Source organism: Thioclava sp., assembly GCF_048263065.1.
Lineage (GTDB): Bacteria > Pseudomonadota > Alphaproteobacteria > Rhodobacterales > Rhodobacteraceae > Thioclava.
This window is the reverse complement of record NZ_JBLXEM010000002.1, coordinates 177,672-201,877: the sequence shown is the minus strand read 5'-3', so window position 1 is coordinate 201,877 and position 24,206 is coordinate 177,672. Positions and strand designations below refer to the sequence as shown.

The window sequence follows — 24,206 nt, the reverse complement described above, 5'->3', positions numbered from 1 at the left end:
CGCTGCAACCCCCTGAAATTGCGATTTAGTATACCGATGCACACCGCGCGGCACGCAATCGCGCGTTGCGTAGCGCCCCGGCATGCAATTGGGCAAAGGCAAGCTCCTTACCCTCACAGCCTTATATTTATGATATATTTACAAATACTTACGGCCGAAACGGCCCCGTGCAGCCTTACGCTTTCCAGCTTGGGTCGCGCTTTTCAAAAAAGGCGCTGATTCCCTCCGCCGACTCAGCGCTTTCCCAGCGGGTGACAAGGGCGGCAATTGTGCCCTCGATGACGTCCGTGTCGATGCGCGGGCCTAGGCTGCGCAACAAGGCTTTGGCTTCGGCCACAGCACCGGGCGCGCAGGCGAGATAGGGGGTGACCTCAGCCTCAACCGCTACGGCTAAATCATCGGGTGCCACGACGCGCGCCAGAAGCCCTAATTCGCGCGCCTCTTGCGCGTCGAACAGACGCGAGGACATGAACACGCGACGCGCCTTTGCCTCGCCCATCCGCGCCACGACATAAGGCGAGATCGTCGCGGGCGTCAGCCCCAGTTTGGTCTCGGTCAGCCCAAAGCGCGCGCCCTCAACCCCGATGGCCACGTCACAGACCGACATCATGCCAATGCCGCCGCCAAACGCGTTGCCTTGCACCGCACCAATCACCGGTTTCGGGCAAGTATTGAGCGCATTCAGCATTCCCGCCAACACCCGCGCACCCGCCGCGCGCTGCTCTGCACTGGCGCTGATTTGCGCCTGCATCCATTTCAAATCGCCGCCTGCGCAAAAGCTGCGCCCGTTGGCGGCGAGGATTACGACGCGCACGCCAACATCCGCGCCAAGCGTTTGAATGGCAGTGGTTATCTCGCGCATCATCGGTTCTGACAGCGCGTTGTGTTTTTCCTCGCGCGCCAAGGTCAGGCGGGCAACGCCGCGCGTATCCGTTTCAACCGTGATCGTCTCAAACATCGCCCAGCCCTTTCATTTTGCGTGCCAATGCGGCGGCTTGCGCCAACACAGCCATATCCAGCCCCGTGTCATAGCCAAGCTGCGCCAGCCGCGCCGCAACGGACTCGGTCGCGACATTACCTGCCGCACCGGGCGCGTAGGGACAGCCGCCCAAACCACCAACGGCCGCATCAAATACCCGCAAGCCAAGCGCCAGTGACGCCTCGATATTGTCCAGCGCGCGCCCGGCGGTGTCGTGGAAATGCCCGGCCAGTTTGCCCGCTGGCAACTCGTTTAAAACGGCTTCCAGCATCGCTGTAACAGTTTCGGGGCGTCCCTGCCCTATTGTGTCGCCAAGGCTGACTTCGTAACAGCCCATATCACGCAGCGCCGCGACAACGCGCGCCACGTTTTCGGGCGGGGTTGGGCCGTCGAACGGGCAATCCGTGACCACTGACACGTAACCGCGCACTTTCACATTATCGACTTTTGCTGCCGCCATGACCGGGGCGAACCGCTCAAAACTTTCGCTTATCGAACAATTCAGGTTTGCACGCGAAAACCCTTCCGAGGCCGAGGCGAACACCGCCACCTCATCCGCCCCCGCCGCAATCGCGCCCTCATAGCCGCGCAGATTGGGTGTCAGCGCGGCATAGGAAACGCCTTTGCAACGGGTGATCCCGGCAAAGACCGCCGCGCTATCGGCCATTTGCGGCACCCATTTGGGCGAGACGAAACTGCCGACCTCAATGCGCGAAAACCCGGCGCGGCTCAGGCAATCCACCAGCGCGATCTTGTCGGCCAGCGCAATCGCGCGCTTCTCATTCTGCAAGCCGTCGCGCGGGGCCATTTCAAAGATTTCGACCATCTCACGCATCGGGCAACTCATAAAATTCCTGCGCATACATCGAATCGCCGCCACCCTTTTTCAGCGCAGCCTCATAGGCGGGGCGTGAGCGGATGCGTTCGCGATAAGCCGCGATATTGGGGAAACCTTCTGCGCGCACAAAGCGGAACATCGCGTCGATATTAAAGCCCAGCATGCAATCGGCGGCGCTAAAAGTCCCGATCAGCCATTCGCGCCCATCCAGTTGCGCCTCTAGCGCCTGCATCGTGACCGCCAACCGCTTGGTGTCTAGTTTCATCAAAGGAACCGACCGCGCGCTTTGCGGACGCAGGAAGATGTGCTGAATATTGAGGTTCTGCACGATATTGGCTTGGGTTTCGGCAAAATGCACCCATTCCAGAAACTCCGCCCGTTCTGGCGCGCCCACGGCGGGCGCAAGCCCCGCCGCAGGGTGGGTTTCGCACAGATATTCTACAATCGCGCCGCTTTCAAAAATTGCGCCACTGTCGATTTCCAGCGCGGGCACCCGCCCGGCTGGCGAGAGCGCACGGAACTCGGGGCTGCGCAGCCCGCCATCGGTCAGCGACCAGTTGCGCAAACTGTAATCGAGCCCCAGCTCTTCAAGCAGCCACAACACCCGCATCGAGCGCGAGCCGGGGACGTGATGCAATGTAATCATTCTTCTTCCTCCAAGCGGATAAGAGCGGCCCCAGCCTCGACCTGCGCGCCCTCAAGCACCAGCACCTCGGCGATCACACCGTCGCGCGCCGCCAGCATCGTGTGCTCCATCTTCATCGCCTCCATGATCGCCAGACGATCCCCCGCCGCGACCTGCTGACCCTGCGTAACGAAAACCGATTTCACCAGCCCCGGCATCGGCGCCAGCGTCAAATCCGAGGCCTCGGCGCTGGATCCGCGCTCGAGCGGATCGGGGATGTCAAAGCGATGTGCACCCGCCATGAAGATCGTGACCGAGTCGCGATCCCTCTGCATCGCGGCCCCCATTTTCGCACCATCCACGCGCCAGCCATCTTGGGCCAAGACGCAATCCTGCGTCACCCCGTTGATGTCCACGCTGATCTGGCCCGGCCCGTGCACACAGATCGCAGCGGGCGGATCAAACGGCACAGGTCGACGCAGCGGCCCCCACAGCGTAAAGCCACTGGCCTCGCCCTGCCATAGCCCGGCGGCGGCAATCACGGCCAATGCTTGCGCGGCGGCCGGCACCGGCGGGGCGGCGGCCAACGTGTCAATCTCGCGCCCGATCAGGCCGGTATCAACCTCGCCACGCGCAAATCCCTTGTGACGCGCGAGACGCGCAAGGAAGGCCAGGTTGGTCACAGTGCCCGCCACCTGTGTCTGCTCAAGCGCACGGGCAAGCTGACCCAGCGCAATCGCGCGAGTCGGGCCGTGGGTGATGATTTTGGCGATCATCGGGTCATACCACGGGCTAATCACATCGCCCGCGCGCACACCGGTATCGGCGCGGCAATCGGGGGCAAATTGCAGATGGCTAAGCGTGCCGGTCGCGGGCAGAAACCCTGCGGGCACGTCCTCGGCATAAAGGCGCGCCTCAAACGCGTGGCCGGTGATCGTAAGCTGATCTTGGCACGCAGGCAGCGGTTCACCACTTGCGACGCGCAACTGCCATTCCACCAGATCGACGCCGGTGATCGCCTCGGTCACTGGGTGCTCGACCTGAAGGCGGGTGTTCATCTCCATGAACCAGAACCGATCCGCGCGCAGCCCGTCCGAGCCATCCACGATGAACTCGACCGTGCCCGCGCCCGCATAGCCAATCGCCTCGGCCGCGCGGGTGGCGGCTTGCCCCATTGCGGCACGCATCTCGGGCGTCATGCCGGGTGCCGGGGCCTCTTCGATGACCTTCTGATGGCGGCGCTGCAGCGAGCAGTCGCGTTCAAACAAATGCACCGCGCGCTGGCCATCACCAAAAACCTGCACCTCGATGTGGCGCGGGCTGGTGATGTATTTTTCGATCAGAACGGCAGGATTGCCAAAAGCGGTCTGCGCCTCGCCCTGGGCCGAGGCGAGTGCGTCGGCGAAATCGCCTGCGCGTTCGACCAGCCGCATCCCCTTACCACCGCCCCCGGCGACGGCCTTGATCAGCACCGGATAGCCGATAGCATCGGCCTGTTGCGCAAGGTGATCGCCATCCTGATTGGCCCCGTGATAGCCGGGCACGACCGGCACGCCTGCGGGTTCCATCAACGCCTTGGCGGCATCTTTAAGCCCCATCGCGCGGATTGCATCGCCCGAAGGGCCGATAAACACCAGCCCCGCCGCAGCCACTGCATCCACGAAATCGGGGTTTTCCGATAGGAACCCGTAGCCCGGATGGATCGCCTGCGCGCCAGTTTGCAGCGCAGCGGCAATGATCGCATCGCCGCGCAGATAGCTGTCCTTGGGCGCGGGACCACCAATGGCAACGGCCTCGTCGGCCATCGCGACATGGCGCGCCTCGGCGTCGGCTTGCGAATACACGGCGACCGTAGCCACGCCCATCGCGCGCGCGGTCTCGATCACGCGGCAGGCGATTTCACCGCGATTGGCGATCAGAATCTTGGAAAACATCCGGGCTCTCCCTGTGATAACGGCGGGGGCTCTGCCCCCGTGCCCCCGGGATATTTTCGTCAAGAGGAAGCATGCTTTTCTTCCTTTTGATCCAAACATCCCCGTTGGAGGCAAGAAAATTACATCCGAAACACGCCAAAGCGGGTCGGCTCGATCGGCGCGTTGAGGGCCGCTGACAGCGACAGGGCCAGCACATCACGCGAGTTGCGCGGGTCAATGATGCCGTCATCCCAGAGCCGCGCCGAAGCGTAGAGCGGGTGGGATTGGCGTTCAAACATCTCAATTGTGGGGCGTTTAAACTCAGCCTCTTCCTCGGGCGACCACGTGCCACCGCGCCGTTCGATTCCGTCGCGTTTGACGGTGGCGAGAACGCCCGCCGCTTGCGTGCCCCCCATCACCGAGATCCGCGAATTGGGCCAAGACCACAGGAAGCGAGGCGAGTAGGCGCGTCCGGCCATGCCGTAATTACCCGCGCCGAACGAGCCACCCACCAGCATGGTGATTTTGGGCACGTTGGTCGAGGCGACGGCAGTGACCATTTTTGCACCGTGGCGTGCGATGCCTTCGTTTTCGTATTTGCGACCGACCATGAAGCCTGTGATATTTTGCAAGAAAACTAGCGGGATATCGCGGCTGGAGCAGAGTTCGATGAAATGTGCGGCCTTTTGCGCGGCTTCGGAAAACAGCACGCCGTTATTGGCGATGATGCCGACAGGGCAGCCTTTGACATGGGCAAAACCGGTGACGATGGTCTCACCAAAGCGCGGTTTGAATTCATCAAAGCGCGAGCCGTCAACGAGCCGCGCGATCACCTCGCGGATGTCATAGGGCGTGCGCAGATCAGCGGGCACAACGCCAAGGATTTCCTCGGGGTCATAGGCGGGATCTTCGGGGCTTTGCCATTGCACGGTGGCGGGTTTCGCGCGGTTGAGATAGCCCACGGCGCGGCGCGCAAGGGCGAGTGCGTGGGCGTCATCTTCGGCCAGATAATCGGCCACGCCCGACAGGCGCGTGTGCACATCGCCGCCGCCCAGATCCTCGGCTGTGACGACCTCTCCCGTCGCGGCCTTGACCAGCGGCGGCCCGGCCAGAAAGATCGTGCCCTGATCCTTCACGATGATCGTTACATCCGACATCGCGGGCACATAGGCCCCGCCCGCCGTGCACGACCCCATCACCACCGCGATCTGGGCTATCCCTTTGGCCGACATCCGCGCCTGATTGTAAAAGATGCGCCCGAAGTGGTCGCGGTCGGGAAAGACCTCGTCCTGGTTGGGCAGGTTGGCGCCGCCGCTATCGACGAGATAGATGCAGGGCAGATGGTTTTCCTCGGCGATTTCTTGTGCGCGCAGGTGTTTCTTCACCGTCATCGGGTAATAGGTGCCGCCTTTGACGGTCGCGTCATTGGCCACGATCATCACGTCCTGGCCTTGCACCCGCCCGATCCCGGCGATCACGCCCGCGCAAGGGGCCGCATCGTCATAGAGCCCATGTGCCGCCGTTGCGCCGATTTCCAGAAACGGCGCGCCCGGGTCCAGCAGCCCCGCCACGCGTTCGCGCGGCGCCATCTTGCCCCGCGACAGGTGGCGTTCGAGCGCGTCGGCCCCGCCCCCCGCCGCTGCCCAATCGGCAGCTTCGCGGATCGTCGCGAGCGCCTCAAGATGGGCGGCGCGATTGGCCTGAAAGGCTTCGGATGCCGGCAAAGCTTGCGATGTCAGTTTCATTCCATGCTCCCCAGATCGCGCAGTTCCAGCGCGCGTTGTGCGGTCTTGTGCAGATAACAACTGCTGGCCATCACCGTGCGGATCGAGCCATCAGCCCAGACGCTATAAATCAGCCCGCAATCAGCATCGCGGAAGGAAATCCACGCGCGCTGTGCATCCAGCAGCTGATCAGCAAGCGGCGTGCCACCCTGCTTTAGCAGATCCGCGCGCGCACCCTTGTATTGCGCATTCAAAATGTCGTCCCAAACCTGCGCCTCGCCTTGCAGGCAGGCCGAAATCCCCAGCGTGGTGTCGCCACCGGGTTGGGATTGGCAGTCATTGGCGGCATCACCAATGCAGTCGGGATGGGTGTCGTTCGCGCCTGCGAAACAGGCGCGCACCATGGCGGGATCAACCGTCGGCTCTTGCGCGAAGGCGGGGCTGCCCAGCAGCGCAAGCAGCACTGTGATCATCAGATGTTTCATTGCGTCTTTCCCTCAATGTCGCCTGCATTACTGGAGCCAGTGCCCCGGGCCATGCAATATTGCGCGCCAATCCCGATGCAATCGCTCCGCTCGGGGCCTGCTTTGGCCTCCAGACAGGCCGCAATCACGTCAGAGTTACAATCAACCTGCAGCGTGTCAGCTCCCGCGGTCGCGGGGCAGATCATTAGCGCGGACAGCAGCGAACGCATCAGGGGTTTTCCATGATTGCGTGCCCGACCAGCATCCGGCAGATTTCCGAAGTGCCTGCGCCAGTTCTTATCCGATTGCCACCCCCCGATAGACCGTTTGGTTCGCGCGGGAGTTTTTACAACCGGCATGCGTTTCCAATCGGTTGCACCAAGTATCCCGTGCTGCGCGGTCGTGTGGCGGCTTGTCGCGGCAATGATCACATGAACTTGATCCACGTCAAAGTCTTGGGACCGCATGAGGTGCAGGTTCCGCGACGTGAGAGACAAGAGGAACTTCCCATGAAAAAAAGCATTCTGAGTATTGCGTTGCTGGCGGGCACGGCGATGACCGCAGCCCCGGCGCTGGCGCAACAGGCTGGTGACATAACCTTGGGCTTCGGCCTGCATCAGGTGGCGCCGAAATCCAACAACGGCACGCTGGCTGGTGGAGAGGTTAATATTGGCGATTCTACCCGCCCGACATTCACCGCCGAGTATTTCGTGCGCGACAATATCGGGATTGAGCTTCTCGCGGCCCTGCCCTTCAAGCACACGGTGAATATCAGTGGAATGGGCGACGTCGGCACGGTTAAGCATCTGCCACCGGTAATCTCGCTGCAATATCACTTCCCGACCAGTTCCAACTTCACACCCTTCGTGGGTGCGGGCCTGAACTACACGGCGTTTTTCAGCGAGAAGGCCACCGGTGCGCTGGCTGGCAGCACGCTGTCGCTGGATGATAGCTGGGGCTTGGCGCTGCATGCGGGCGTTGACTACAAGATCTCGGAGCATGGCGCGCTGCGCGCCGATATTCGCTGGATCGACATCAACAGCGACGTCACGCAGAACGGCACTAAGATCGGCAAAGTCGAGATTGATCCGGTGGTTGTGGGCTTCGCCTACGTCTACAAGTTCTGATAGCGGCGCAGATACTGCACCCTGTTTGAATGTTATTCTTTGAAGATCGGGGCGGCGCAGCGGCGCCGCCCTTTTGCAACGCCCAGCGCCGCCCGCTTGCGACCTGCTAACTAACGCGAGACGCGTGCGACGCATCAGAGCTTGTCCATAATCTCACGCCCGATCAGCATCCGGCGTATTTCCGAGGTGCCTGCGCCGATCTCCATCAGCTTGGCGTCGCGGAACAGGCGCGAGACGTTCGAATCACTCAAGAATCCAGCGCCACCAAGGGCTTGCACAGCCTGATGGGCCTGCACCATCGCCTGCTCGGACGCATAAAGTACCGTCGCGGCGGCATCCTGACGCGTTACCTGACCACGATCACAGGCTTTGGCGACCTCGTAAGTGTAGGCGCGCGCGGTGTTGGTCGCGACATACATATCGGCGACCTTGGCCTGCATCAGCTGGAAATTCCCGATCGGCTGGCCGAATTGCTCGCGCTCTTTGCAGTAAGGAACGACCTCATCGAGACAGGCCATCATGATGCCCGTGCCGATACCCGACAGCACCACGCGTTCGTAATCCAGCCCGCCCATCAGCACGCGCACGCCGCGCCCCTCTTCGCCCAGCACGTTTTCGAACGGCACTTCGCATTTGTCAAAGAACAGTTGCGCGGTGTTGGATCCGCGCATCCCAAGCTTGTCGAAATGGGGCGAGGTGGAAAACCCTTTGAAGGACTTTTCGACGATAAACGCGGTGATCCCGCGCGAGCCTGCCTCGGGGTCAGTTTTGGCATAGACGACCAGCGTATCGGCGTCCGGCCCGTTGGTGATCCAGTATTTATGACCATTGAGCACGTAATACCCGTCGCGCTTTTCCGCCCGCAGTTTCATGCCCACCACGTCAGAGCCAGCGCCGGATTCACTCATCGCAAGCGCACCGATTTTGGCCCCCGAGATCAGGTCGGGAAGGTATTTCTTCTTTTGCGCCTCAGAGCCGTTGATCTTGAGCTGGTTGACGCAAAGGTTGGAATGCGCCCCGTAGCTTAGTGCGATACTGGCAGAGGCGCGCGCGATTTCCTCGGTCGCGACGACATGGGCGAGATAGCCCATACCCGCCCCGCCGTATTCCTCGGAGACCGTAATGCCCAGCAGGCCCAGCTCGCCCATCTCAGGCCACAACTCATTGGGAAAGGCGTTATCCAGATCGGTTTTCGCCGCGATCGGTGCGATCCGCTCAGACGCCCAGCGCCGAACCATCTCGCGCAGCGCGCCGATATCCTCGCCCAAATCGAATTCCATGGAACCTGCGAACATCGGCTTTCCTCCCGTTTATTGAACGCTTGTTCATTTAAGCGCGCACAGTGAGTCGCGTCAAGAGGGAGCGCGCGGGGGATACCTAAACAAACACCTCGATCTTGGGAGACAATCCGCCCTTACAGCGCTCCGGTTCCGCGCAGCCTGATCAGCCGCGCGGGCACACCGCCATAAATTCCGAACGGCTCCGTCGATTTACTCACAACCGAGCCAGCGCCGATCACACACCCTTTGGCAAGGCGCACATCATCAAGGATCGTGCAATTTGCACCGATCCAGACATCATCCTCAATCACGATCCCCTTGCTGCATGACTTTTGTTTGAAAATTGGCTTCGTGCGATCATCCACGCCATGATTTGACGGTATAATGACGGTCTGCGCGGCAATGCGAACGCCATTTCCGATCTTCAACCCACCTTAACCATATAGAATTGAATAAGGGTTCAGACTACAATCATCCCCGACTTCAATGAATCCGCCGGCGGGATCCAGCACCGCTCCCGCGCGTAACCTGCAGCGCGCGCCAAGCGCAATCGTGCCGCCATTCTTCAGAACGAACCGCGCCCCTCTCTCTACTCGCGGGTCTGCGCCAATCCGAATATTTCCGCGTCCGATCAACATGAGCCAAGCGGCACGCAAACCACGAGTTGTCATCTTCATTGCGCTGATCCTCCATTTCAATCCGGGCTCGAATATCTGCCAGAAACAGGAACATACAAGCGCGCACCAGTCAGTGCACGTTTCCACTCGTTCGCATATGACAAATGCTAGACAGGAACCGGGCTGCGCGATCGCCGCTGAAGCGCTTACCTAAAACGATGCTGGAAAGCTTACTTTGGATGGTTCACATATAGTGTGTGAGGCAGAGCGAGAGAGCCACAAAGCATGACGCAACAGCCAATTGTGATTATCGGTGCGGGCGTGATTGGCGTGATGAGCGCGCAGGCGCTGGCCGCGCGAGGTCAGCGCGTGATCGTGCTTGATCGCGAACCGGGATCGGCGCAGGTTTGTTCGCGCGCCAATGCCGGGATCATCGCGGTGGGCCATGCGCAGGCTTGGGCGGGGCCGGAGGCGATCTTGACGCTGATACGCGCGATGGCGGGGCGCGAACCCGGGGTACGGGTCACGCGGCTTAGCGACCCTGCGCTGTGGCGCTGGGGGCTAGCGTTTTTGCGCAATTGCACCCGCGCGCGTCATGACGCGAACACCGACCGTCTGGCGCGACTGTCCTATTTCAGCCGCGAAACCCTGCGCGCGGTTGCGCAGGATCTGGGGCTGGAGGATTTGCTGCGCCACGATGGCGGGCTTTATCTGTATGGCGATGCCGAGGAACTGGCCCGTGCCGCAGGCGCGCATGGGGCGCAACAGATGGATGCGCTGGATCGCGCCGCCCTATTTGATCGCGAAGGCGCGCTGGCGCAGGCCGAGGACCGTTTCGCTGGCGGGCTGTTCTCGGCGCGCGACAGCGTGGGGGATTGCCATGTGTTCACCAATAATGCGGCGCAAGAGCTGACAGCGCGCGGATCGGTCGAATTCCGCTATGACAGCGAGGTTAGTGGGTTTGACACCGACAACGGGCATATCCGCGCCGTACGCCTTGGCGATAAAGGGATTGAGGCGGCGCACGTCTTGCTCGCCACTGGCCTTGAGACCGCCGATCTGACGCGCCCCTTGGGATTTGCGCCGCTGATCTATCCGGTAAAGGGCTATTCGGGCACATGGGCGCTGCGCGATCCCGCGCGCCTGCCCGCCCTCCCCTATATCGACGAAGCCGCGCATCTGGCGGTGGCGGTTTATGGCGGACAGTTGCGCGTCACGGCGTTCGCAGAATTTGCCGGGCGAGACCGATCCTTGCCGCCCGAGCGCATCGCCGTCCTGAAAGATTATGTGACGCGCAATTTCGGCAGCGCGATCGATCTGGATCGCGCAACCTTCTGGGCTGGGCTGCGCCCAACCACCCCCGCAGGCGCGCCCTATCTGGGACAGGTGCGCAGCTATGACAATTTGTGGATCAATGCAGGCCATGGCACGCTGGGCTGGACGACTTCGGCGGGCTGTGGGGCGCTGATGGCGCAGGCGATGACAGGCGGCGCGCCCAAATTGCGCAATGTCTCGGCACGCGCGCGCTGGCTGGACCCGATTTAGGAGGCGATATGAGCAAGATGATTACCTATGAGGCCGCCGCGCGCCTCGATTGGCCCGGCGCAGTCGAGGCCCTGCGCTTTGGTCACACGCTGCCACGCGCGCAGGTCGGCGATATGTTTCTGGGGCCAGCGCAAGCCACGCTGCTCAGTCGGGGGGCCTATATCGAGGGGCTGGGCTATGGCGTGAAATCCTTTACGGTCTGTGATGGCAACCCAGCGCAAGGCCTGCCCACGGTGCAAGGCGCGATGCTGGTCTTTCGCCCCCACACGGGCGAGCTATCGGCGATCATCGAAAGCCGCCTTGTAACGGAATTCAAAACGGCGGCGGATTCGGTGTTGGGCGCGAAGCTGCTGGCACGCCCTGACAGTAAGCGGTTGCTGATTATCGGCGGCGGCACCGTCGCGCGCAGCCTGATTGCGGCCTATGCCGCACTGTTTCCACGGCTGGCTGAGATCGCGATCTGGACACGCCGCCCCGAGCAGGCCAAGGCGCTAGCCGCTGGCCCCGCGCCCGACGGCGTCACCCTGCACGCCGCGCCCGATCTGGAACGCGCCGTGGCGCACGCCGATATCATAACCAGCGCGACGATGGCGCGCGAGCCGATCTTGCATGGCGCTTGGGTGCGTCCGGGCACCCATGTCGATCTGATCGGTGCCTATAAGGCCGATATGCGCGAGGGCGATGATACGCTGATGTCGCGCGCGCGCCTGTTTGTGGATAGTCGCGAAACCACGCTGGGCCATATTGGCGAGTTGATGATCCCGATTGCGGCGGGTGTAATTACGCCAGACGCGGTGCAGGGCGATCTTTACGATCTGGTGGGCGGCGCGCCGGGGCGGCAAAGCGCCGAGGAGATCACGCTGTTCAAGAATGGCGGGGGCGCGCATCTCGATCTGATGATGGCGCGCTATATCGTGTCGCGCGCGGGTTAGCGGGTCACCTCATCGCGGATGATGCGCGCGATCTGGGCGGCGTCAGCTTCGCTAAATGTCAGCGGCAGGCGCAGATCCAGCAGCGTGGCAAGCACCGCATCGGTCTTGGGCATATCTTGCGCCTGTGCGTAACGCCATGAATCGTGGCGCGAAGTAAATCCCGCAGGCTCGCCCGCGCCAAACCATTTCAACTCGACCCCGCGCGCGCCGCACCGCGCGACGAGATCCATCATCTTCGCGCTGTCCCGCCCCGGCAGGCGGAACTGAAAGGACGAGCCGACATAGGACTCCGCCTGTGCACGCGCGCTCAGCGCAACACCGGGCGCGCCCGTCAGCGCCGCCTCCATCGCGCGATACAGCACGTTCCAGCGTTTCACCCGTTCCGGCAGATCACCCAGCTGCGGACGCAAGATCGCGGCGCGTAGATTATCCATCCGCCCCGAGACATTGGGCGTGTCGTATTTCAGCGCCTCGAAGACCTCGGGCGCAGGGGCGGCTAGGTGGCGGGGATACATCATGTAACTGCCCGACAGCAGGATCATCCGCGCCGCCAGCTCGGGATCATCCGAAACGATCAGACCACCCTCGCCCGAGTTGATATGTTTATAGGTTTGCGTCGAATAGCACCCGATTACGCCATGCCGCCCCGAGGGCACGCCCGCCCATTCCGCCCCCATCGTGTGGGCGCAATCCTCGATCACGCGCAGATCATGGGCGCGCGCGATTTCCATCAAGGCGTCCATATCACAAAGATGCCCGCGCATATGGCTAAGCATCAACACGCGCGCGCCCGATGCCTTGGCCTTGGCTGCCAGATCCGCGAACTCGATGGTTAGGTTTTCGCAGGTCTCGACAAACACCGGACGCGCGCCAAGTGCGGCGATCGCGCCGGGCACCGGGGCCAGCGTGAAAGCGTTGGTCAAAACCGGCTCATCAGGCGCGACACCGAGCGCGCGCAACGCACAGCCCAAGGCATAGCCACCCGAGGCCACCGCGAGGCAATATTTCGCGCCCGTAAAAGTGGCAAATTCCTGCTCCAGCAGCGCCACCTCGCCCGCCTCATCCGGCGCGGTGTTATAGCGATGCAGCCGCCCCGAGCGCATGATCGCAACGGCGGCTGCAATCGCGTCCTCAGGGATCGGCTCTTGCTGGGTAAAATTGCCCTCGAAACGCTCGCTCATCGTTTACCCCCTGCGCAGCCGCGCGAACCAGATCAACGCGACCAACAAAATAGCTGAGGCCATGTAAAAGGCCATATCAGGCGTGCGGATGATCGCGCCCTCGGCCTGAAATATCCCGAAAATCTGCGTGAAGAACAACGTTCCAAACAGCATCGCAAGGTTCATCACAGCCGATATCCCGCCCTGCAACGCGCCCTGCTCATCCTCGGGCACAACGCGCGACATCAGCGAGGTCAGCATCGGTTGAACCAGCCCCTCGATACCCGTCACACAAAGCACGATCAACACCATCACAAGGCTGGAAGACAGCGCTAGCGCGATCAGTAACACTACGCCCAGACACAGCCCCGCAAAGACGACCTTCGCCTCACCGAAACGACGTGCCAACGGGCCAGACAGGCCGCCCTGAAAGGCCGCCGCGACCACCCCGTAAGCGGCCAGCGTCAGCCCGACGATGCCCTCGGTCCACCCAAATTTCGCCATTCCCCAGAACGGCCAGATCGCGGGATAGATCGCCGAGGCAAACAGATACACCCCCATCACGCCCGCCATCGGCAAGACGCCGGGATAGCGGGCAAAAACCTTGAGCGTGCCAAACGGATTGCAGGCGCGCCAGTTCAGCGGGCGGCGACGTTCCGGCGGCAGGCTTTCCGGCAGCACGAACAGCCCATAAATCAGATTGAGCCCCGAAATCGCGGCGGCGACAAAGAACGGCACACGCGGCCCCAGTTCGCCCAGCAATCCGCCCAAAGCCGGGCCAAGAATGAACCCCAATCCAAACGCAGCCCCCATCAAACCAAAGGCGCGGGCGCGATCCTGCGGCGCGCTCACATCGGCCAGATAGGCGTTGGCGATGACATAAGACGCGCCGCACACCCCCGCAATCGCGCGCCCGACAAACAGCCAGAGCAAGGTCGGCGCGAAGGCGTGAAACAGGTAATCCACCCCCAACCCGCCAATCGCCAGCAACAGCAGCGGGCGGCGACCGAAGCGGTCCGAGAGGTTGCCCATCAACGGCGCAAAGGCAAATTGCGCAAGGCTGAAGACGGCAAACATAGCACCGCCGATTTTACTAGCCTGGGCCAGATCAAGATGGCCCACCTGTTCAATCAGTGAGGGCAACACCGGAATGATCAGCCCAAAGCCCACCATGTCCAGAAACACCACGATCAGAACGAAAAGCGTAGCGTGACCCTGCCCAGCCGTATCAGTGCCGCCTGAAAGGATTTCGCGGGCCATGAGATCTCCGTGTTTTCAACAGGGCGCCAAGCTGAGCCGCGCGCGCGCGCCTGTCAAGACGCGCCGATTTTCAGTGACGCGGGTTAGCTCAATCGCCCAACATCTGCGCGACCAACGCGGGCAGAGTGTCGTAATGATCGAGCAGGGCCTCGGGGGACAGGCGTTCAATCGCGCGCCCCTCGGGGCCGAAAGTGACCAGAATACACGGCACACCCGCCGCCCGCGCGGTGTCACGATCGGTGCTGGTATCACCCACCAACAGCGAGCGGTTCAACGCACCACCCGATTGGCTTACCGCCGCAAGGTAGGGGTCAGGCGCGGGCTTGCGCACGGGCAACGTATCGGCACCAATCAGCGCATCAAACAGGTTCGCAATGTTTAGTCGCGCCACCAGATCGCGCGCCAACCCTTCGGGTTTATTGGTGCAGATCGCCGTGGCAAAGCCCTGCCCTCGCAAGGTTTTCACCGCCTCCACAGCGCCGGGGTAAAGCTGCGTGTGGCGGTCGATATTGGCCCCGTAATGCGCTAGCAGTGGTTGATAATCGGTCTCGATGCGCGCCTCGACCTCGGCCCGCTCTAGACCCAGACGCTCATAGCCCGCCTTTAACATTGCGCGCCCGCCATGAAACGCAATCAGCGCATCGTCACCCGCGTCCAGCACGCCGCGATGCCCGCGCGCGACAAAACACGCATTGGCTGCCGCGATCAAATCGCCCGACGTATCGGCCAGCGTGCCATCCAGATCAAACACCACCGTGCGCATTTTGCCCCCAATCTTCGTAACACCGCGAAAGGAAGCGTGAAGTGACAGCCCTTGCGGCAAGGTTCGCAATGGGTAAAACGGGGGCGAGCAGAAGAAAAGGCACGTTTCATGGCAATTGCGCTGATCACCCTCGCGGCGGGGCAAGGCACCCGTATGATGTCTGAGCTCCCGAAGGTGCTCCATCAGATCGGGCGCGCACCGCTGCTGGCGCATGCGCTGGCCAGCGCGCGCAGCTTGGAACCCGCGCGCATCATCGTGGTGGCCGGGCATGGCGCGGATCAGGTGGGCAAGGCTGCGGCCAAGATCGCCCCCGAAGCCGAGATCGTGCTGCAAGAGGAACAGCTTGGCACGGGCCATGCCGTCGCCCAAGCCATGCCCGCGCTGGAGGGGTTTGAGGGGCGCGTGATTGTGCTGTATGGCGACACGCCGTTTATCGCCCCCGAGACGCTGGAACAGATGGCGGCAAGTGACGCAGCCGTCACCGTGCTGGGCTTTGAGGCAGCCGATCCGGGGCGCTACGGGCGGCTGGTGACGCAAGGCGCGATGCTGGAACGGATCGTAGAATTCAAGGATGCGACGGATGAGGAGCGCGCGATAACGCTTTGCAATTCTGGCGTTATTGCTTGTGACGCTGCGCTGTTGGGCACGTTTGTCAGCGGTCTGTCCAATGACAATGCGGCGGGCGAATATTACCTCACCGATATTGTGGCCGCCGCGCGCGCCCAAGGGCTGACGGCGCAGGTCGTGACCTGTGACGAGGCCGAGACGCTGGGCATCAACACCCGCACCGAACTCGCCAGCGCCGAGGCGCAATTCCAAACCCGCGCTCGCGCGCAAGCACTTGAAAACGGCGTCACGATGGTCGACCCGCAGACGGTTTATTTCGCGCTCGATACCTATTTGGGCAGCGATGTGGTGATCGGCCCGAACGTGGTGTTCGGCCCCGATGTGACTGTTGAAAGCGGCGCCCAAATCGAGGCGTTTTGCCATCTTGAGGGCTGCCATATCTCACGCGGGGCCACCGTCGGCCCCTTCGCCCGCCTGCGCCCCGGCGCGGAACTGGCCGAGGATGTGCATATCGGCAATTTCGTCGAGGTGAAGAACTCGGTGCTCGCCGAAGGGGTCAAGGTCGGCCACCTCACCTATCTGGGCGACGCAGACATAGGCGCGCATACCAACATTGGTGCAGGCACAATCACCTGCAATTATGATGGAGTGATGAAGCATCGCACGACGATTGGCACGCAGGCGTTCATCGGGTCGGACACGATGCTGGTGGCCCCGGTCACGGTGGGTGACGGCGCGCTAACGGGGTCTGGCTCGGTCATCACCGAGGACGTGCCTGCCGATGCGATCGCACTAGGTCGCGCCAAGCAAGTTAATCGAAACGGATTAGCCGGAAAACTTTTTGCCAAGCTGCGCGCGGAAAAAGCCCGCATGAAGAAAGGCTCGTAAATGTGTGGAATCGTAGGCGTTCTTGGCACTCATGAGGTTGCCCCGCTGCTGGTGGAAAGCCTTAAACGGCTGGAATATCGCGGCTATGACAGTGCGGGCATCGCAACCGTTAACGCGGGCAAGCTGGATCGCCGCCGCGCGGTCGGCAAGCTGGTGAACCTGTCCGACCTGCTGGTGCATGAACCACTGGCGGGCAAATCGGGCATCGGCCACACCCGCTGGGCCACCCATGGCGCGGCCAACGCAACCAACGCCCACCCCCATCGCTCGGGGCCAGTCGCGGTCGTGCATAACGGCATCATCGAGAATTACCGCGCGCTGCGCGAAGAACTGGCGCAGGCAGGCATCTTGCCCGAAACGCAAACCGACACCGAGACCGTGGCCCAATTGACGCGGATGTTCATGGAGCGCGGAATGGCCCCGCGCGAGGCCGCGATAGCCACGCTGGGCAAGCTCGAAGGGGCGTTTGCGCTGCTCTGGTTGTTTGACGGCGAGGACGATCTGATGATCGCCGCGCGCAAGGGCAGCCCGCTGGCAATTGGCCATGGCGATGGCGAGATGTATGTCGGCTCGGATGCGATTGCGCTGGCGCCAATGACCGACCGGATCACCTATCTCGAAGAGGGCGATTACGCGATCATCACCCGTGCCGGTGCCGAGATTTTCGATCACGCAGGTCGGCGCGCCAATCGCGATGAGCAGCGCATTGATCTGGGTCAGGCGCAGGTCGAAAAGGCGGGTTACAAGCATTTCATGGGTAAGGAAATTGCCGAGCAGCCCGTGGTGATAGCTGACGCTTTACGACATTATCTGCCCCAAACCGGGCTGAATCTGCCCGAGGAATTGGACTTTACCAACATTGATCGGATTACGCTGGTTGCCTGCGGCACGGCGTTTTACGCCTGCTCTGTGGCGAAATACTGGTTTGAGGAATTCGCGCGTATCCCCGTTGAAATCGATGTCGCCTCGGAATTTCGTTATCGTGAACCGCCGCTATCTTCGCGCAGCCTAGCGATTTTCGTCAGCCAGTCGGGCGAGACCGCCGATACGCTGGCCGCCTTGCGCTATTGTCAGGGAAAGGTCGCCAAGACCGTCGCCGTGGTGAATGTAGCGACCTCGTCCATCGCGCGTGAATGCGACATTGCGCTTCCGATCATGGCAGGCGTCGAGGTCGGCGTTGCCTCAACCAAGGCGTTCACCGCGCAGCTTGTCGTGCTGGCGGTGATGGCGCTCAAGGCGGGGCGGGATCGCGATGAATTGGACGGCCCGACGCTGGGCGCCCATGCCGACACGCTTCGCGCGCTGCCGGGCCTGATGAACACCGCGCTTGCGCTATCCGAGCCGATCGCAAAGCTCGCCGAAAGCCTTGCCGAAGCGCAGGACATTTTGTTCCTCGGGCGTGGGCCGATGTATCCGCTCGCCTTGGAAGGCGCGCTGAAACTTAAGGAAATCAGCTATATACATGCCGAAGGCTATGCGAGCGGAGAGCTGAAACACGGCCCCATCGCGCTGATCGATCGCATGGTTCCGGTGATCGTGATGGCGCCGTTTGATCGACTGTTCGACAAGACGGTGTCGAACATGCAAGAGGTGATGGCGCGTCACGGGATGGTTCTGCTTGCGTCAGATTCCAAGGGGCTTGCAGCGGCGGGAGATGGCACATGGGCGCAACTGCAACTTCCTGAAATCGCAGAACCTTTCGCACCGATCCTGTATGCAATCCCGGCCCAGTTATTAGCGTATCATACGGCAGTCGCGAAAGGAACGGATGTGGATCAACCGCGCAATCTGGCAAAATCGGTGACGGTCGAATGAGCAGGAAACGCGGCAAGCGGGGGATCGCGCGCCCCCGCGCAGAGGATTTCGCGCCGATAGCGCCTGAAGAAGAGGCCCGCCTGCGCGCCGAGGCCGAGGCCTATGCCGCGTCGAATGCCGAATATGAAAGCTTTGCCGAAGCCGATGAGGATAGCGCTCCGCTTGGCCCGCCGCCCACGCTTGAGGATGCGCTCTTTGCGTTGGAAAGCTGGCAAGACGCAGGAAAAGCAGCGGAAATGGCGGCCTATCATAAGGCCGTGCGGCGCTATCTCGGCGTTTCGACCCCCGCGATTGACGATATGGTCACGCTATGGCGCGCGCAACTGGATGTGCCTGCACGGGTCGATCTGGCGCGCGGATTATGGGACAGCGACATCCACGAGGCGCGCATTGCGGCGGCGAAATTGCTGGTGCAAGCGAGGCTGCGCCCCGATCAGGCAGCGTGGGATTTAATCGCGTCTTGGGTTGAACAACTCGACGCGTGGGCGATTGCCGATACCGTCTGCAAAGCGGGTGAGAAACGGGTCGTTGCCGATCCGACGCGGTTGGATCAGGTCGAAACCTGGACCCAAAGCGATCAGATGTGGACGCGTCGCGCCGCCTTTGTGATCACGCTGCCTTGGACCAAGCAGCGCAACCCCAAGCCCGACGATCTGGCCATACGCGAGCGCGTCTTGGGCTGGGCCGAGGCGCTGGCAGAGGACCGCGACTGGTTCATTCAAAAAGTGATCGCGTGGTGGCTGCGCGAGCTATCCAAAAAAGACCCCGAGCGGGTGCAGGCATGGCTGGAGACTTCTGGCGAGAAGCTCAAAAAATTCGCGCGCAAAGAGGCTGCCAAATATCTATAATTGCGTCAGAACTGGTCTTAGGCGACGCAGGTCGCGCTATGTTTGCCAGCGGCCCAATCGCGCACCGCGTCCCCAAACGCCTCAAATAGCGGGCGCGAAACCGGATCATCCGCCGCCTGCCATTCCGGATGCCATTGCACCGACATCGTGAAGCCGGGCGCGCCGCGCACCCAGATCGCCTCCGGGGTGCCGTCTTTGGCGCGCCCCTCAACAACGATACGCGCGCCGGGCTGGCAAATCCCCTGCCCGTGCAGCGTGTTGGTTACGACCTCGTCGGCACCGAAAAGCTGCGCGAATTTTCCGCCCGGTTCCAGTATCACCTTGTGGCGATTGGAAAACCCATGCGCCAGATCTCCCTCGGGGGGCATGCGGTGGTTCATCCGGCCCGGCAATTCTCGGATCTCAGGATAAAGCGTGCCGCCCATCGCCACGTTCACCTCTTGGAAGCCCCGACAAATGCCAAAGAATGGTTGACCGGTTTGCACGCAATGGCGCACCAACGGCAGGGTGATCGCATCGCGGGCTTGATCGAATGTGCCGTGCTTTTCCGTCGCTTCCTGCCCATATTCGGACGGGTGCACATTGGGGCGCCCGCCGGTCAGCAGGAACCCGTCACAGACTTCACATAGCTCAGTGATCGAGAAATAGGCCGGATCAGCGGGGATCAAAAGCGGAATACAATCAGAGACTTCGCTGATGGCTTGCGAGTTTAGCTGCCCACCCTCATGGACAGGGTAGCGATCCCCGACAAGGCCACGGTTTCCGATAATGCCAACAACAGGTCTGGTCATGTAGCCCCCTTTTCGTCCCAAGCTAGGGGCAGGCGCCCACCGAGAAAAGGCGAAAAATGCGCAAGGGGCTGTGCATAGGGTCGCAACCGGGGCCGGACGCGCCTTTTTAGGCCGCTAGATCGTGACGCAAGATCGCCGCCTCGGAGGATTTCAGCGCGCGGCGCGCATAAGCCCCGTAGCTGAGCGGATTTTCCGCGACGTCGGGGACGATATCGCACAGACCGGCACGTTGCTCGGGGGCGATCATCTCAAGCGCGGTTGAGGCCGGATGGAAGCTTTCGGTTTCCAGCCCGTTGGCCCAAAGCACCTCATGGCGGCCCAGCAAAAGGTGGGTGTAATGCAGCTCTGGCATGCCGCCTTCAAAGCGGATCGAGCGGCCATTCACCAGATCGCAGGCGCGCACCAGAACCTCATCCTCGGCAAATAACGCGCGCGCGGACGGGCCGCGCAGCAACATCCGATGCTGTGGCGACACCAGCAAATCGGCATCGGGGCGTTCCAACCCCAGCGCGCCACCCGCAATACGCACCGGGCGCAAATGGGGCATCGCATGCAGCCGCGCGCCCGAGATCCGCCTCTGACCGATCCAGCGGATCGCTTGGGGGCCGTCATCGCGCGTGGCCACGCGGTCGCCGGGGCGTAGGGCCTCGACTGGACGGCGACCATCAGGGGTGTTGATGAGAGTACCGGGCGTAAAACAAATCACACCAGCCGGACCGCTACGCGCCGATTTCGGGCGCAAATCCAGCGCACGGTCCACCACCCACAAATCGCTGTCAGCTGGCGGGATGCGCCCTGAAAACATCAGCAAACGCGCGCCCGTATCTGGCAATTCAATCAACGTCACGACATAGGCGTGATAGCCATCGGTGACGGTAAAGCTTTGATTTGGGCTGTCTTCATCGGGGATATCAAGCGGCGTACGCCGCGAACCCACCGCATCACCCAACAAGCGGCGCACCACTTTGGCGGCCCGCGCGCGCCGGGCATCATCGCCCAAAGCATCGCGCAAAATCAGCAAATCATTGGGGCCATCAACGCGCAGCGCCTCGCCGGTCCAGCGCCATGTTGCCCCTACCGTCACAATATCTGGCGCAGGCGACGGCGTGCCGTCGATATCTGTTTGCGCCCATGAAATGACGAACGTGCCTTGATAGCGCGCCTTGTTCATCTGCCTCATCTCGTCCAGCGGGGCCTGTTTTTCGGCCCTCATTTTACTGCTTCAAGAAAGCTAACAGATCGGAATCGCGAAAGAAATAGTTTTCATGACGTATAGGTAAGGTTCAACTCAGAATTGCACTCTTGTCCGCAGATCCCTTGTCCACGCGGTCCAATCCCGAATCCGACAATGAGCGCGAGCTTCACTGAAACTTGCGCATGAGTGACCTTGTCTCCCCACCTCAGCGTCCAGATTTAGGGTAGAAGTTCGCAATCTGTGGAGAGCTGACATGCGCTGGTTAAGACGTCGATCAGGGCAGCAGCAAAACGCATACTCTATTGGCCCTGCGCCACGGAACCGGGAAGGAAACCCAATGACGAAACTAACGCGAATTTTCGCAGCCAGCGCCTTGGTGCTTGCCGCGGCCACTCCGGTTCTGGCGCAAGATGGCGCGCCCGGCGCAATGATGGCGAGCCCAAGCAGTGGTGGGCAAAACGGGGCGGATCCGGCCTATTTCATGCCCGCCGATCCGCATCTGAGTACGTTTGATCAGGCACGCGTGCAGCAAATCTCGGGAACAACGCGTGATCTGAGCGATCTTGGCTACGTCAAAGTGGCCGCCCTTGAGAACGCGCTGATCCATCCGTTCGATGCAACCACCCGCGCGCGGCTGGTGACACAATCGCTGAACAGTGCGATCTAAACGGATCGGTCAAAAAGCGGCCCGCCGAAACGGGCCGCCCATGCCTTACTTGCGTGATGATTTCATCATCCACAGCTCTTTTTCGTGCCATTCAAGACGGTCGGTCAGCATCCCGGCAGACACTTCATCGCCCGCCTCCTGCGCTGTGGTGATCGCATCGCGCAACGTGTCAGCCAAGGCGCTATGAGCCGTGATCAGTGCATCCACCATTGCCTCGGCGGATTGCGCAGCAGACGGCGTGTCACCGGTCAACGCCATCAGTTCGCTTAACGAACCCGGCGCATAGGCTCCAAGGCAGCGGATGCGTTCGGCGATCTCGTCCAGCGCGGCCCAGAGGTTCTGATACTGCTCTTCAAACAGCATATGCAGCTGGCGAAATTGCGGGCCTTCGACGTTCCAGTGATACCCGTGGGTCTGGACATACAGGCCGAAGGTCTCGCCCAAAACATGGGTCAGGCTGTCGATATTGGATTGCTGGCTCATCGGAATTTCCTTCGTGTTTCAGGGTCGCAGAGCTATCCCCCGCACATAAGTGCCGGGGCGCATATTTCAAAGTTGACGGGTCGAGAAATACCAATCCACCGTTTCAAACCCCTCATCCGCACGCGCCAGCGCGGCTTCGGGTGTGGCGGGCGTCGGCACGATCACCGGCTGACCGGGTTTCCAGTTTTCCGGCATCGCGCATTTGTTCTCATCGGCGGTTTGCAGCGCCACCAGCAGACGGTGGATTTCGTCAATCGAGCGGCCCGCAACCATCGGGTAATAGATCATCGCGCGCAGCACGCCTTGGGGATCGATGATAAAGGTCGCACGCACCGCCGAGGTGTCAGACGCGCCGGGCTGGATCATCCCGTAATTGCGCGCCACCGTCATCGACAGGTCCGCAATAATCGGGAATTTGATCTCGGTGCCGAATTTTTCCTTGATGTTGAGCATCCAGGCGATGTGCGAATAATGGCTGTCAATCGACAGCCCCAGCAGCGCGGTGTTGCGGGCGCTGAAATCGTCCTGTTTCTTGGCAAATGCGATGAATTCGGTGGTGCAAACGGGGGTAAAATCAGCCGGGTGCGAGAACAGGATCAGCCATTGGCCCTTATAGGCGTCCAGCGTTTGCTGGCCATGCGTGCTGGGCGCGTCAAAGCTGGGCGCCGGGGCGTTAAGTTGGGGCATCTGCGGGGCTTGGATCGTGTCGGTCATTTGTCTCTCCGTTCAGTTCTTGGTTGCGATGAAACAGATTTAGCGACTGGTCATTGATAAATGAAATTGATTATAAATATCGCAGTTATCGAGTGAGTGAATATGAATCCCACCATCACCCTGCGCCAGATGCGCTTTCTGACCGCGATCGCCGATACGCTAAATTTCTCGCGCGCCGCCGAGATTTGCTTTGTGACACAGCCCACGCTGAGCACCGGCTTGCGCGAGTTAGAGGAGCGTCTTGGCGTGCAACTGGCCGAGCGCACGAAACGCTCGGTCATTCTGACGCCGGTCGGGGTGGAGATTGCGCAGCGCGCCCGCGCCGTTTTGCTGGCCACGCAAGAGATTGAGGAACTCGCCGCCGCGCAATCCTTGCCCGAGGGGGGTGAGTTGCGACTGGGCACGATTCCGACCATCGGGCCGTTCCTGATCCCGCGCGCCCTGCCCGACATTCGCGCGCGCTTTCCCGATCTGCGCCTGCTGCTGCGCGAGGAGATGACCGAAAGCCTGATCGCGGGTCTCGGCGCGGGGCGGCTCGATCTGATCCTGTTCGCCCTGCCCTTTGAGGCGCAGGGGATCGAGGTGATGGAGCTGTTTGAGGATGGCTATCATCTGGCCGCGCCGCCGGGCAGTTTGGGCAGCGATCCGGTGCGCGGCGATCAGCTAGAGGGGGCAAAACTGATGCTGCTGGAAAAGGGCCATTGCCTGCAACGCCACGCGCTGTCTGCTTTTCCAGATCGCGATATTGCCCAAGATGACAGCTTTTCCGCGACCTCGCTGACCACCTTGATTTCGATGGTCAGCGAGGGGTTGGGGATTACGCTATTGCCCGATCTGGCGTTGAATGCGGGCGTGGCACGCGGGCAAGATCTGGCGATTGCGCCGCTGCCCGACGCCTGCCCGCGCCGGGTGGTGCTGGGCTGGCGCACCAGCACCGCGCGCGCGCCGTTGTTCAAAGCCTTGGGGCAGATCCTGATCGACACCCATCAGCGCATGAAAGCTGGGGGCTGA

24 protein-coding genes are annotated in these 24,206 nt (G+C 61.7%); 8 read left to right on the top strand and 16 right to left on the bottom strand.

The window, feature by feature from the left end:
• Window positions 1-175 precede the first annotated feature (175 nt).
• The 7 genes from ACN0SD_RS04100 to ACN0SD_RS04070 form a co-directional block, all read right to left on the bottom strand.
• On the bottom strand, window positions 176-958 hold the full coding sequence (locus ACN0SD_RS04100) for a crotonase/enoyl-CoA hydratase family protein (protein ID WP_417806949.1): 783 nt from the start codon (window positions 956-958) through the stop codon (window positions 176-178).
• Entirely contained in the window at window positions 951-1,814 is an 864-nt protein-coding gene (locus ACN0SD_RS04095; RefSeq protein WP_417806948.1) for a hydroxymethylglutaryl-CoA lyase, read from the bottom strand. The genes ACN0SD_RS04100 and ACN0SD_RS04095 overlap by 8 nt, the downstream gene beginning before the upstream one ends.
• Window positions 1,807-2,463, bottom strand: a complete 657-nt coding sequence (locus tag ACN0SD_RS04090) for a glutathione S-transferase family protein (RefSeq protein WP_417806947.1) — start codon at window positions 2,461-2,463, stop codon at window positions 1,807-1,809. Before ACN0SD_RS04090 ends, ACN0SD_RS04095 begins: the two co-directional genes overlap by 8 nt.
• Complete coding sequence (locus ACN0SD_RS04085; protein WP_417806946.1) at window positions 2,460-4,376, bottom strand: biotin carboxylase N-terminal domain-containing protein; 1,917 nt, start codon at window positions 4,374-4,376, stop codon at window positions 2,460-2,462. Before ACN0SD_RS04085 ends, ACN0SD_RS04090 begins: the two co-directional genes overlap by 4 nt.
• A 119-nt stretch (window positions 4,377-4,495) precedes the next feature.
• Window positions 4,496-6,100 (bottom strand): carboxyl transferase domain-containing protein, encoded by a 1,605-nt coding sequence (locus tag ACN0SD_RS04080; protein ID WP_417806945.1) that lies wholly within the window; start codon window positions 6,098-6,100, stop codon window positions 4,496-4,498.
• On the bottom strand, window positions 6,097-6,564 hold the full coding sequence (locus tag ACN0SD_RS04075; protein ID WP_417806944.1) for a lysozyme inhibitor LprI family protein: 468 nt from the start codon (window positions 6,562-6,564) through the stop codon (window positions 6,097-6,099). The genes ACN0SD_RS04080 and ACN0SD_RS04075 overlap by 4 nt, the downstream gene beginning before the upstream one ends.
• A complete protein-coding gene (locus tag ACN0SD_RS04070; protein WP_417806943.1) occupies window positions 6,561-6,773 on the bottom strand; it encodes a hypothetical protein in 213 nt (70 codons plus the stop codon). The genes ACN0SD_RS04075 and ACN0SD_RS04070 overlap by 4 nt, the downstream gene beginning before the upstream one ends.
• A gap of 279 nt (window positions 6,774-7,052) precedes the next feature.
• Between ACN0SD_RS04070 and ACN0SD_RS04065 the strand changes: the two genes are divergently transcribed.
• Window positions 7,053-7,670 carry an OmpW/AlkL family protein gene (locus tag ACN0SD_RS04065; protein ID WP_417806942.1) on the top strand — a complete coding sequence of 206 codons (618 nt, stop codon included), beginning with the start codon at window positions 7,053-7,055 and terminating at the stop codon, window positions 7,668-7,670.
• A gap of 134 nt (window positions 7,671-7,804) precedes the next feature.
• Here ACN0SD_RS04065 and ACN0SD_RS04060 read toward each other — a convergent pair whose 3' ends face one another.
• Window positions 7,805-8,965 (bottom strand): acyl-CoA dehydrogenase family protein, encoded by a 1,161-nt coding sequence (locus tag ACN0SD_RS04060; protein WP_417806941.1) that lies wholly within the window; start codon window positions 8,963-8,965, stop codon window positions 7,805-7,807.
• Window positions 8,966-9,084: 119 nt separating this feature from the next.
• The gene (locus tag ACN0SD_RS04055) at window positions 9,085-9,261 is read right to left on the bottom strand and encodes an acyltransferase (protein ID WP_417806940.1); all 177 of its coding nucleotides are present in this window, start codon (window positions 9,259-9,261) and stop codon (window positions 9,085-9,087) included.
• A gap of 591 nt (window positions 9,262-9,852) precedes the next feature.
• On the opposite strand from ACN0SD_RS04055, the gene ACN0SD_RS04050 reads away from it, so the two are divergent.
• Window positions 9,853-11,112, top strand: coding sequence for an FAD-dependent oxidoreductase (locus tag ACN0SD_RS04050; RefSeq protein WP_417806939.1), 1,260 nt, complete (start codon window positions 9,853-9,855; stop codon window positions 11,110-11,112).
• Between the two features lie 8 nt (window positions 11,113-11,120).
• Window positions 11,121-12,044 (top strand): ornithine cyclodeaminase family protein, encoded by a 924-nt coding sequence (locus ACN0SD_RS04045; RefSeq protein ID WP_417806938.1) that lies wholly within the window; start codon window positions 11,121-11,123, stop codon window positions 12,042-12,044.
• On the opposite strand, the gene ACN0SD_RS04040 is transcribed toward ACN0SD_RS04045, so the two are convergent.
• The 3 genes from ACN0SD_RS04040 to ACN0SD_RS04030 all read right to left on the bottom strand — a co-directional run bounded on the left by ACN0SD_RS04040 (window position 12,041) and on the right by ACN0SD_RS04030 (window position 15,227).
• Window positions 12,041-13,225, bottom strand: coding sequence for a DegT/DnrJ/EryC1/StrS family aminotransferase (locus tag ACN0SD_RS04040; protein ID WP_417806937.1), 1,185 nt, complete (start codon window positions 13,223-13,225; stop codon window positions 12,041-12,043). The two genes, ACN0SD_RS04045 and ACN0SD_RS04040, sit on opposite strands and share 4 nt — an antisense overlap.
• 3 nt (window positions 13,226-13,228) lie before the next feature.
• Window positions 13,229-14,464 carry an MFS transporter gene (locus tag ACN0SD_RS04035; protein ID WP_417806936.1) on the bottom strand — a complete coding sequence of 412 codons (1,236 nt, stop codon included), beginning with the start codon at window positions 14,462-14,464 and terminating at the stop codon, window positions 13,229-13,231.
• Between the two features lie 88 nt (window positions 14,465-14,552).
• On the bottom strand, window positions 14,553-15,227 hold the full coding sequence (locus ACN0SD_RS04030) for an HAD hydrolase-like protein (protein WP_417806935.1): 675 nt from the start codon (window positions 15,225-15,227) through the stop codon (window positions 14,553-14,555).
• Between the two features lie 108 nt (window positions 15,228-15,335).
• On the opposite strand from ACN0SD_RS04030, the gene glmU reads away from it, so the two are divergent.
• The 3 genes from glmU to ACN0SD_RS04015 are packed head-to-tail and all read left to right on the top strand — an operon-like array spanning window position 15,336 to window position 19,345.
• Entirely contained in the window at window positions 15,336-16,682 is a 1,347-nt protein-coding gene (glmU, locus tag ACN0SD_RS04025; RefSeq protein WP_417806934.1) for a bifunctional UDP-N-acetylglucosamine diphosphorylase/glucosamine-1-phosphate N-acetyltransferase GlmU, read from the top strand.
• Window positions 16,683-18,497: a glutamine--fructose-6-phosphate transaminase (isomerizing) gene (gene glmS, locus ACN0SD_RS04020; RefSeq protein ID WP_417806933.1), complete on the top strand. Its 1,815-nt coding sequence runs from the start codon at window positions 16,683-16,685 to the stop codon at window positions 18,495-18,497. It begins immediately after the preceding gene.
• Window positions 18,494-19,345: a DNA alkylation repair protein gene (locus ACN0SD_RS04015; RefSeq protein WP_417806932.1), complete on the top strand. Its 852-nt coding sequence runs from the start codon at window positions 18,494-18,496 to the stop codon at window positions 19,343-19,345. The genes glmS and ACN0SD_RS04015 overlap by 4 nt, the downstream gene beginning before the upstream one ends.
• 17 nt (window positions 19,346-19,362) lie before the next feature.
• On the opposite strand, the gene ACN0SD_RS04010 is transcribed toward ACN0SD_RS04015, so the two are convergent.
• Both ACN0SD_RS04010 and ACN0SD_RS04005 read right to left on the bottom strand, forming a co-directional pair.
• Window positions 19,363-20,136 (bottom strand): gamma-glutamyl-gamma-aminobutyrate hydrolase family protein, encoded by a 774-nt coding sequence (locus ACN0SD_RS04010; protein WP_417806931.1) that lies wholly within the window; start codon window positions 20,134-20,136, stop codon window positions 19,363-19,365.
• A gap of 106 nt (window positions 20,137-20,242) precedes the next feature.
• Window positions 20,243-21,349: a Hint domain-containing protein gene (locus ACN0SD_RS04005; protein ID WP_417806930.1), complete on the bottom strand. Its 1,107-nt coding sequence runs from the start codon at window positions 21,347-21,349 to the stop codon at window positions 20,243-20,245.
• A 319-nt stretch (window positions 21,350-21,668) separates the two neighbouring features.
• Here ACN0SD_RS04005 and ACN0SD_RS04000 point away from each other — a divergent pair, with 319 nt between their 5' ends.
• Complete coding sequence (locus ACN0SD_RS04000; RefSeq protein ID WP_417806929.1) at window positions 21,669-21,998, top strand: hypothetical protein; 330 nt, start codon at window positions 21,669-21,671, stop codon at window positions 21,996-21,998.
• 45 nt (window positions 21,999-22,043) lie between these two features.
• Here the strand turns inward: ACN0SD_RS04000 and ACN0SD_RS03995 are convergent, their stop codons facing one another.
• Entirely contained in the window at window positions 22,044-22,481 is a 438-nt protein-coding gene (locus ACN0SD_RS03995) for a Dps family protein (protein ID WP_417806928.1), read from the bottom strand.
• Between the two features lie 66 nt (window positions 22,482-22,547).
• Window positions 22,548-23,195, bottom strand: coding sequence for a peroxiredoxin (locus ACN0SD_RS03990; RefSeq protein WP_417806927.1), 648 nt, complete (start codon window positions 23,193-23,195; stop codon window positions 22,548-22,550).
• 102 nt (window positions 23,196-23,297) lie between these two features.
• Here ACN0SD_RS03990 and ACN0SD_RS03985 point away from each other — a divergent pair, with 102 nt between their 5' ends.
• Window positions 23,298-24,206, top strand: a complete 909-nt coding sequence (locus ACN0SD_RS03985) for a LysR substrate-binding domain-containing protein (RefSeq protein WP_417806926.1) — start codon at window positions 23,298-23,300, stop codon at window positions 24,204-24,206.

Coding starts and splice junctions, on each gene's coding strand:
- ACN0SD_RS04100 (WP_417806949.1), bottom strand. CDS start 958: ATGTTTGAGACGATCACGGTTGAAACGGATACGCGCGGCGTTGCCCGC.
- ACN0SD_RS04095 (WP_417806948.1), bottom strand. CDS start 1,814: ATGCGTGAGATGGTCGAAATCTTTGAAATGGCCCCGCGCGACGGCTTG.
- ACN0SD_RS04090 (WP_417806947.1), bottom strand. CDS start 2,463: ATGATTACATTGCATCACGTCCCCGGCTCGCGCTCGATGCGGGTGTTG.
- ACN0SD_RS04085 (WP_417806946.1), bottom strand. CDS start 4,376: ATGTTTTCCAAGATTCTGATCGCCAATCGCGGTGAAATCGCCTGCCGC.
- ACN0SD_RS04080 (WP_417806945.1), bottom strand. CDS start 6,100: ATGAAACTGACATCGCAAGCTTTGCCGGCATCCGAAGCCTTTCAGGCC.
- ACN0SD_RS04075 (WP_417806944.1), bottom strand. CDS start 6,564: ATGAAACATCTGATGATCACAGTGCTGCTTGCGCTGCTGGGCAGCCCC.
- ACN0SD_RS04070 (WP_417806943.1), bottom strand. CDS start 6,773: ATGCGTTCGCTGCTGTCCGCGCTAATGATCTGCCCCGCGACCGCGGGA.
- ACN0SD_RS04065 (WP_417806942.1), top strand. CDS start 7,053: ATGAAAAAAAGCATTCTGAGTATTGCGTTGCTGGCGGGCACGGCGATG.
- ACN0SD_RS04060 (WP_417806941.1), bottom strand. CDS start 8,965: ATGTTCGCAGGTTCCATGGAATTCGATTTGGGCGAGGATATCGGCGCG.
- ACN0SD_RS04050 (WP_417806939.1), top strand. CDS start 9,853: ATGACGCAACAGCCAATTGTGATTATCGGTGCGGGCGTGATTGGCGTG.
- ACN0SD_RS04045 (WP_417806938.1), top strand. CDS start 11,121: ATGAGCAAGATGATTACCTATGAGGCCGCCGCGCGCCTCGATTGGCCC.
- ACN0SD_RS04040 (WP_417806937.1), bottom strand. CDS start 13,225: ATGAGCGAGCGTTTCGAGGGCAATTTTACCCAGCAAGAGCCGATCCCT.
- ACN0SD_RS04035 (WP_417806936.1), bottom strand. CDS start 14,464: ATGGCCCGCGAAATCCTTTCAGGCGGCACTGATACGGCTGGGCAGGGT.
- ACN0SD_RS04030 (WP_417806935.1), bottom strand. CDS start 15,227: ATGCGCACGGTGGTGTTTGATCTGGATGGCACGCTGGCCGATACGTCG.
- glmU (WP_417806934.1), top strand. CDS start 15,336: ATGGCAATTGCGCTGATCACCCTCGCGGCGGGGCAAGGCACCCGTATG.
- glmS (WP_417806933.1), top strand. CDS start 16,683: ATGTGTGGAATCGTAGGCGTTCTTGGCACTCATGAGGTTGCCCCGCTG.
- ACN0SD_RS04015 (WP_417806932.1), top strand. CDS start 18,494: ATGAGCAGGAAACGCGGCAAGCGGGGGATCGCGCGCCCCCGCGCAGAG.
- ACN0SD_RS04010 (WP_417806931.1), bottom strand. CDS start 20,136: ATGACCAGACCTGTTGTTGGCATTATCGGAAACCGTGGCCTTGTCGGG.
- ACN0SD_RS04005 (WP_417806930.1), bottom strand. CDS start 21,349: ATGAGGGCCGAAAAACAGGCCCCGCTGGACGAGATGAGGCAGATGAAC.
- ACN0SD_RS04000 (WP_417806929.1), top strand. CDS start 21,669: ATGACGAAACTAACGCGAATTTTCGCAGCCAGCGCCTTGGTGCTTGCC.
- ACN0SD_RS03995 (WP_417806928.1), bottom strand. CDS start 22,481: ATGAGCCAGCAATCCAATATCGACAGCCTGACCCATGTTTTGGGCGAG.
- ACN0SD_RS03990 (WP_417806927.1), bottom strand. CDS start 23,195: ATGACCGACACGATCCAAGCCCCGCAGATGCCCCAACTTAACGCCCCG.
- ACN0SD_RS03985 (WP_417806926.1), top strand. CDS start 23,298: ATGAATCCCACCATCACCCTGCGCCAGATGCGCTTTCTGACCGCGATC.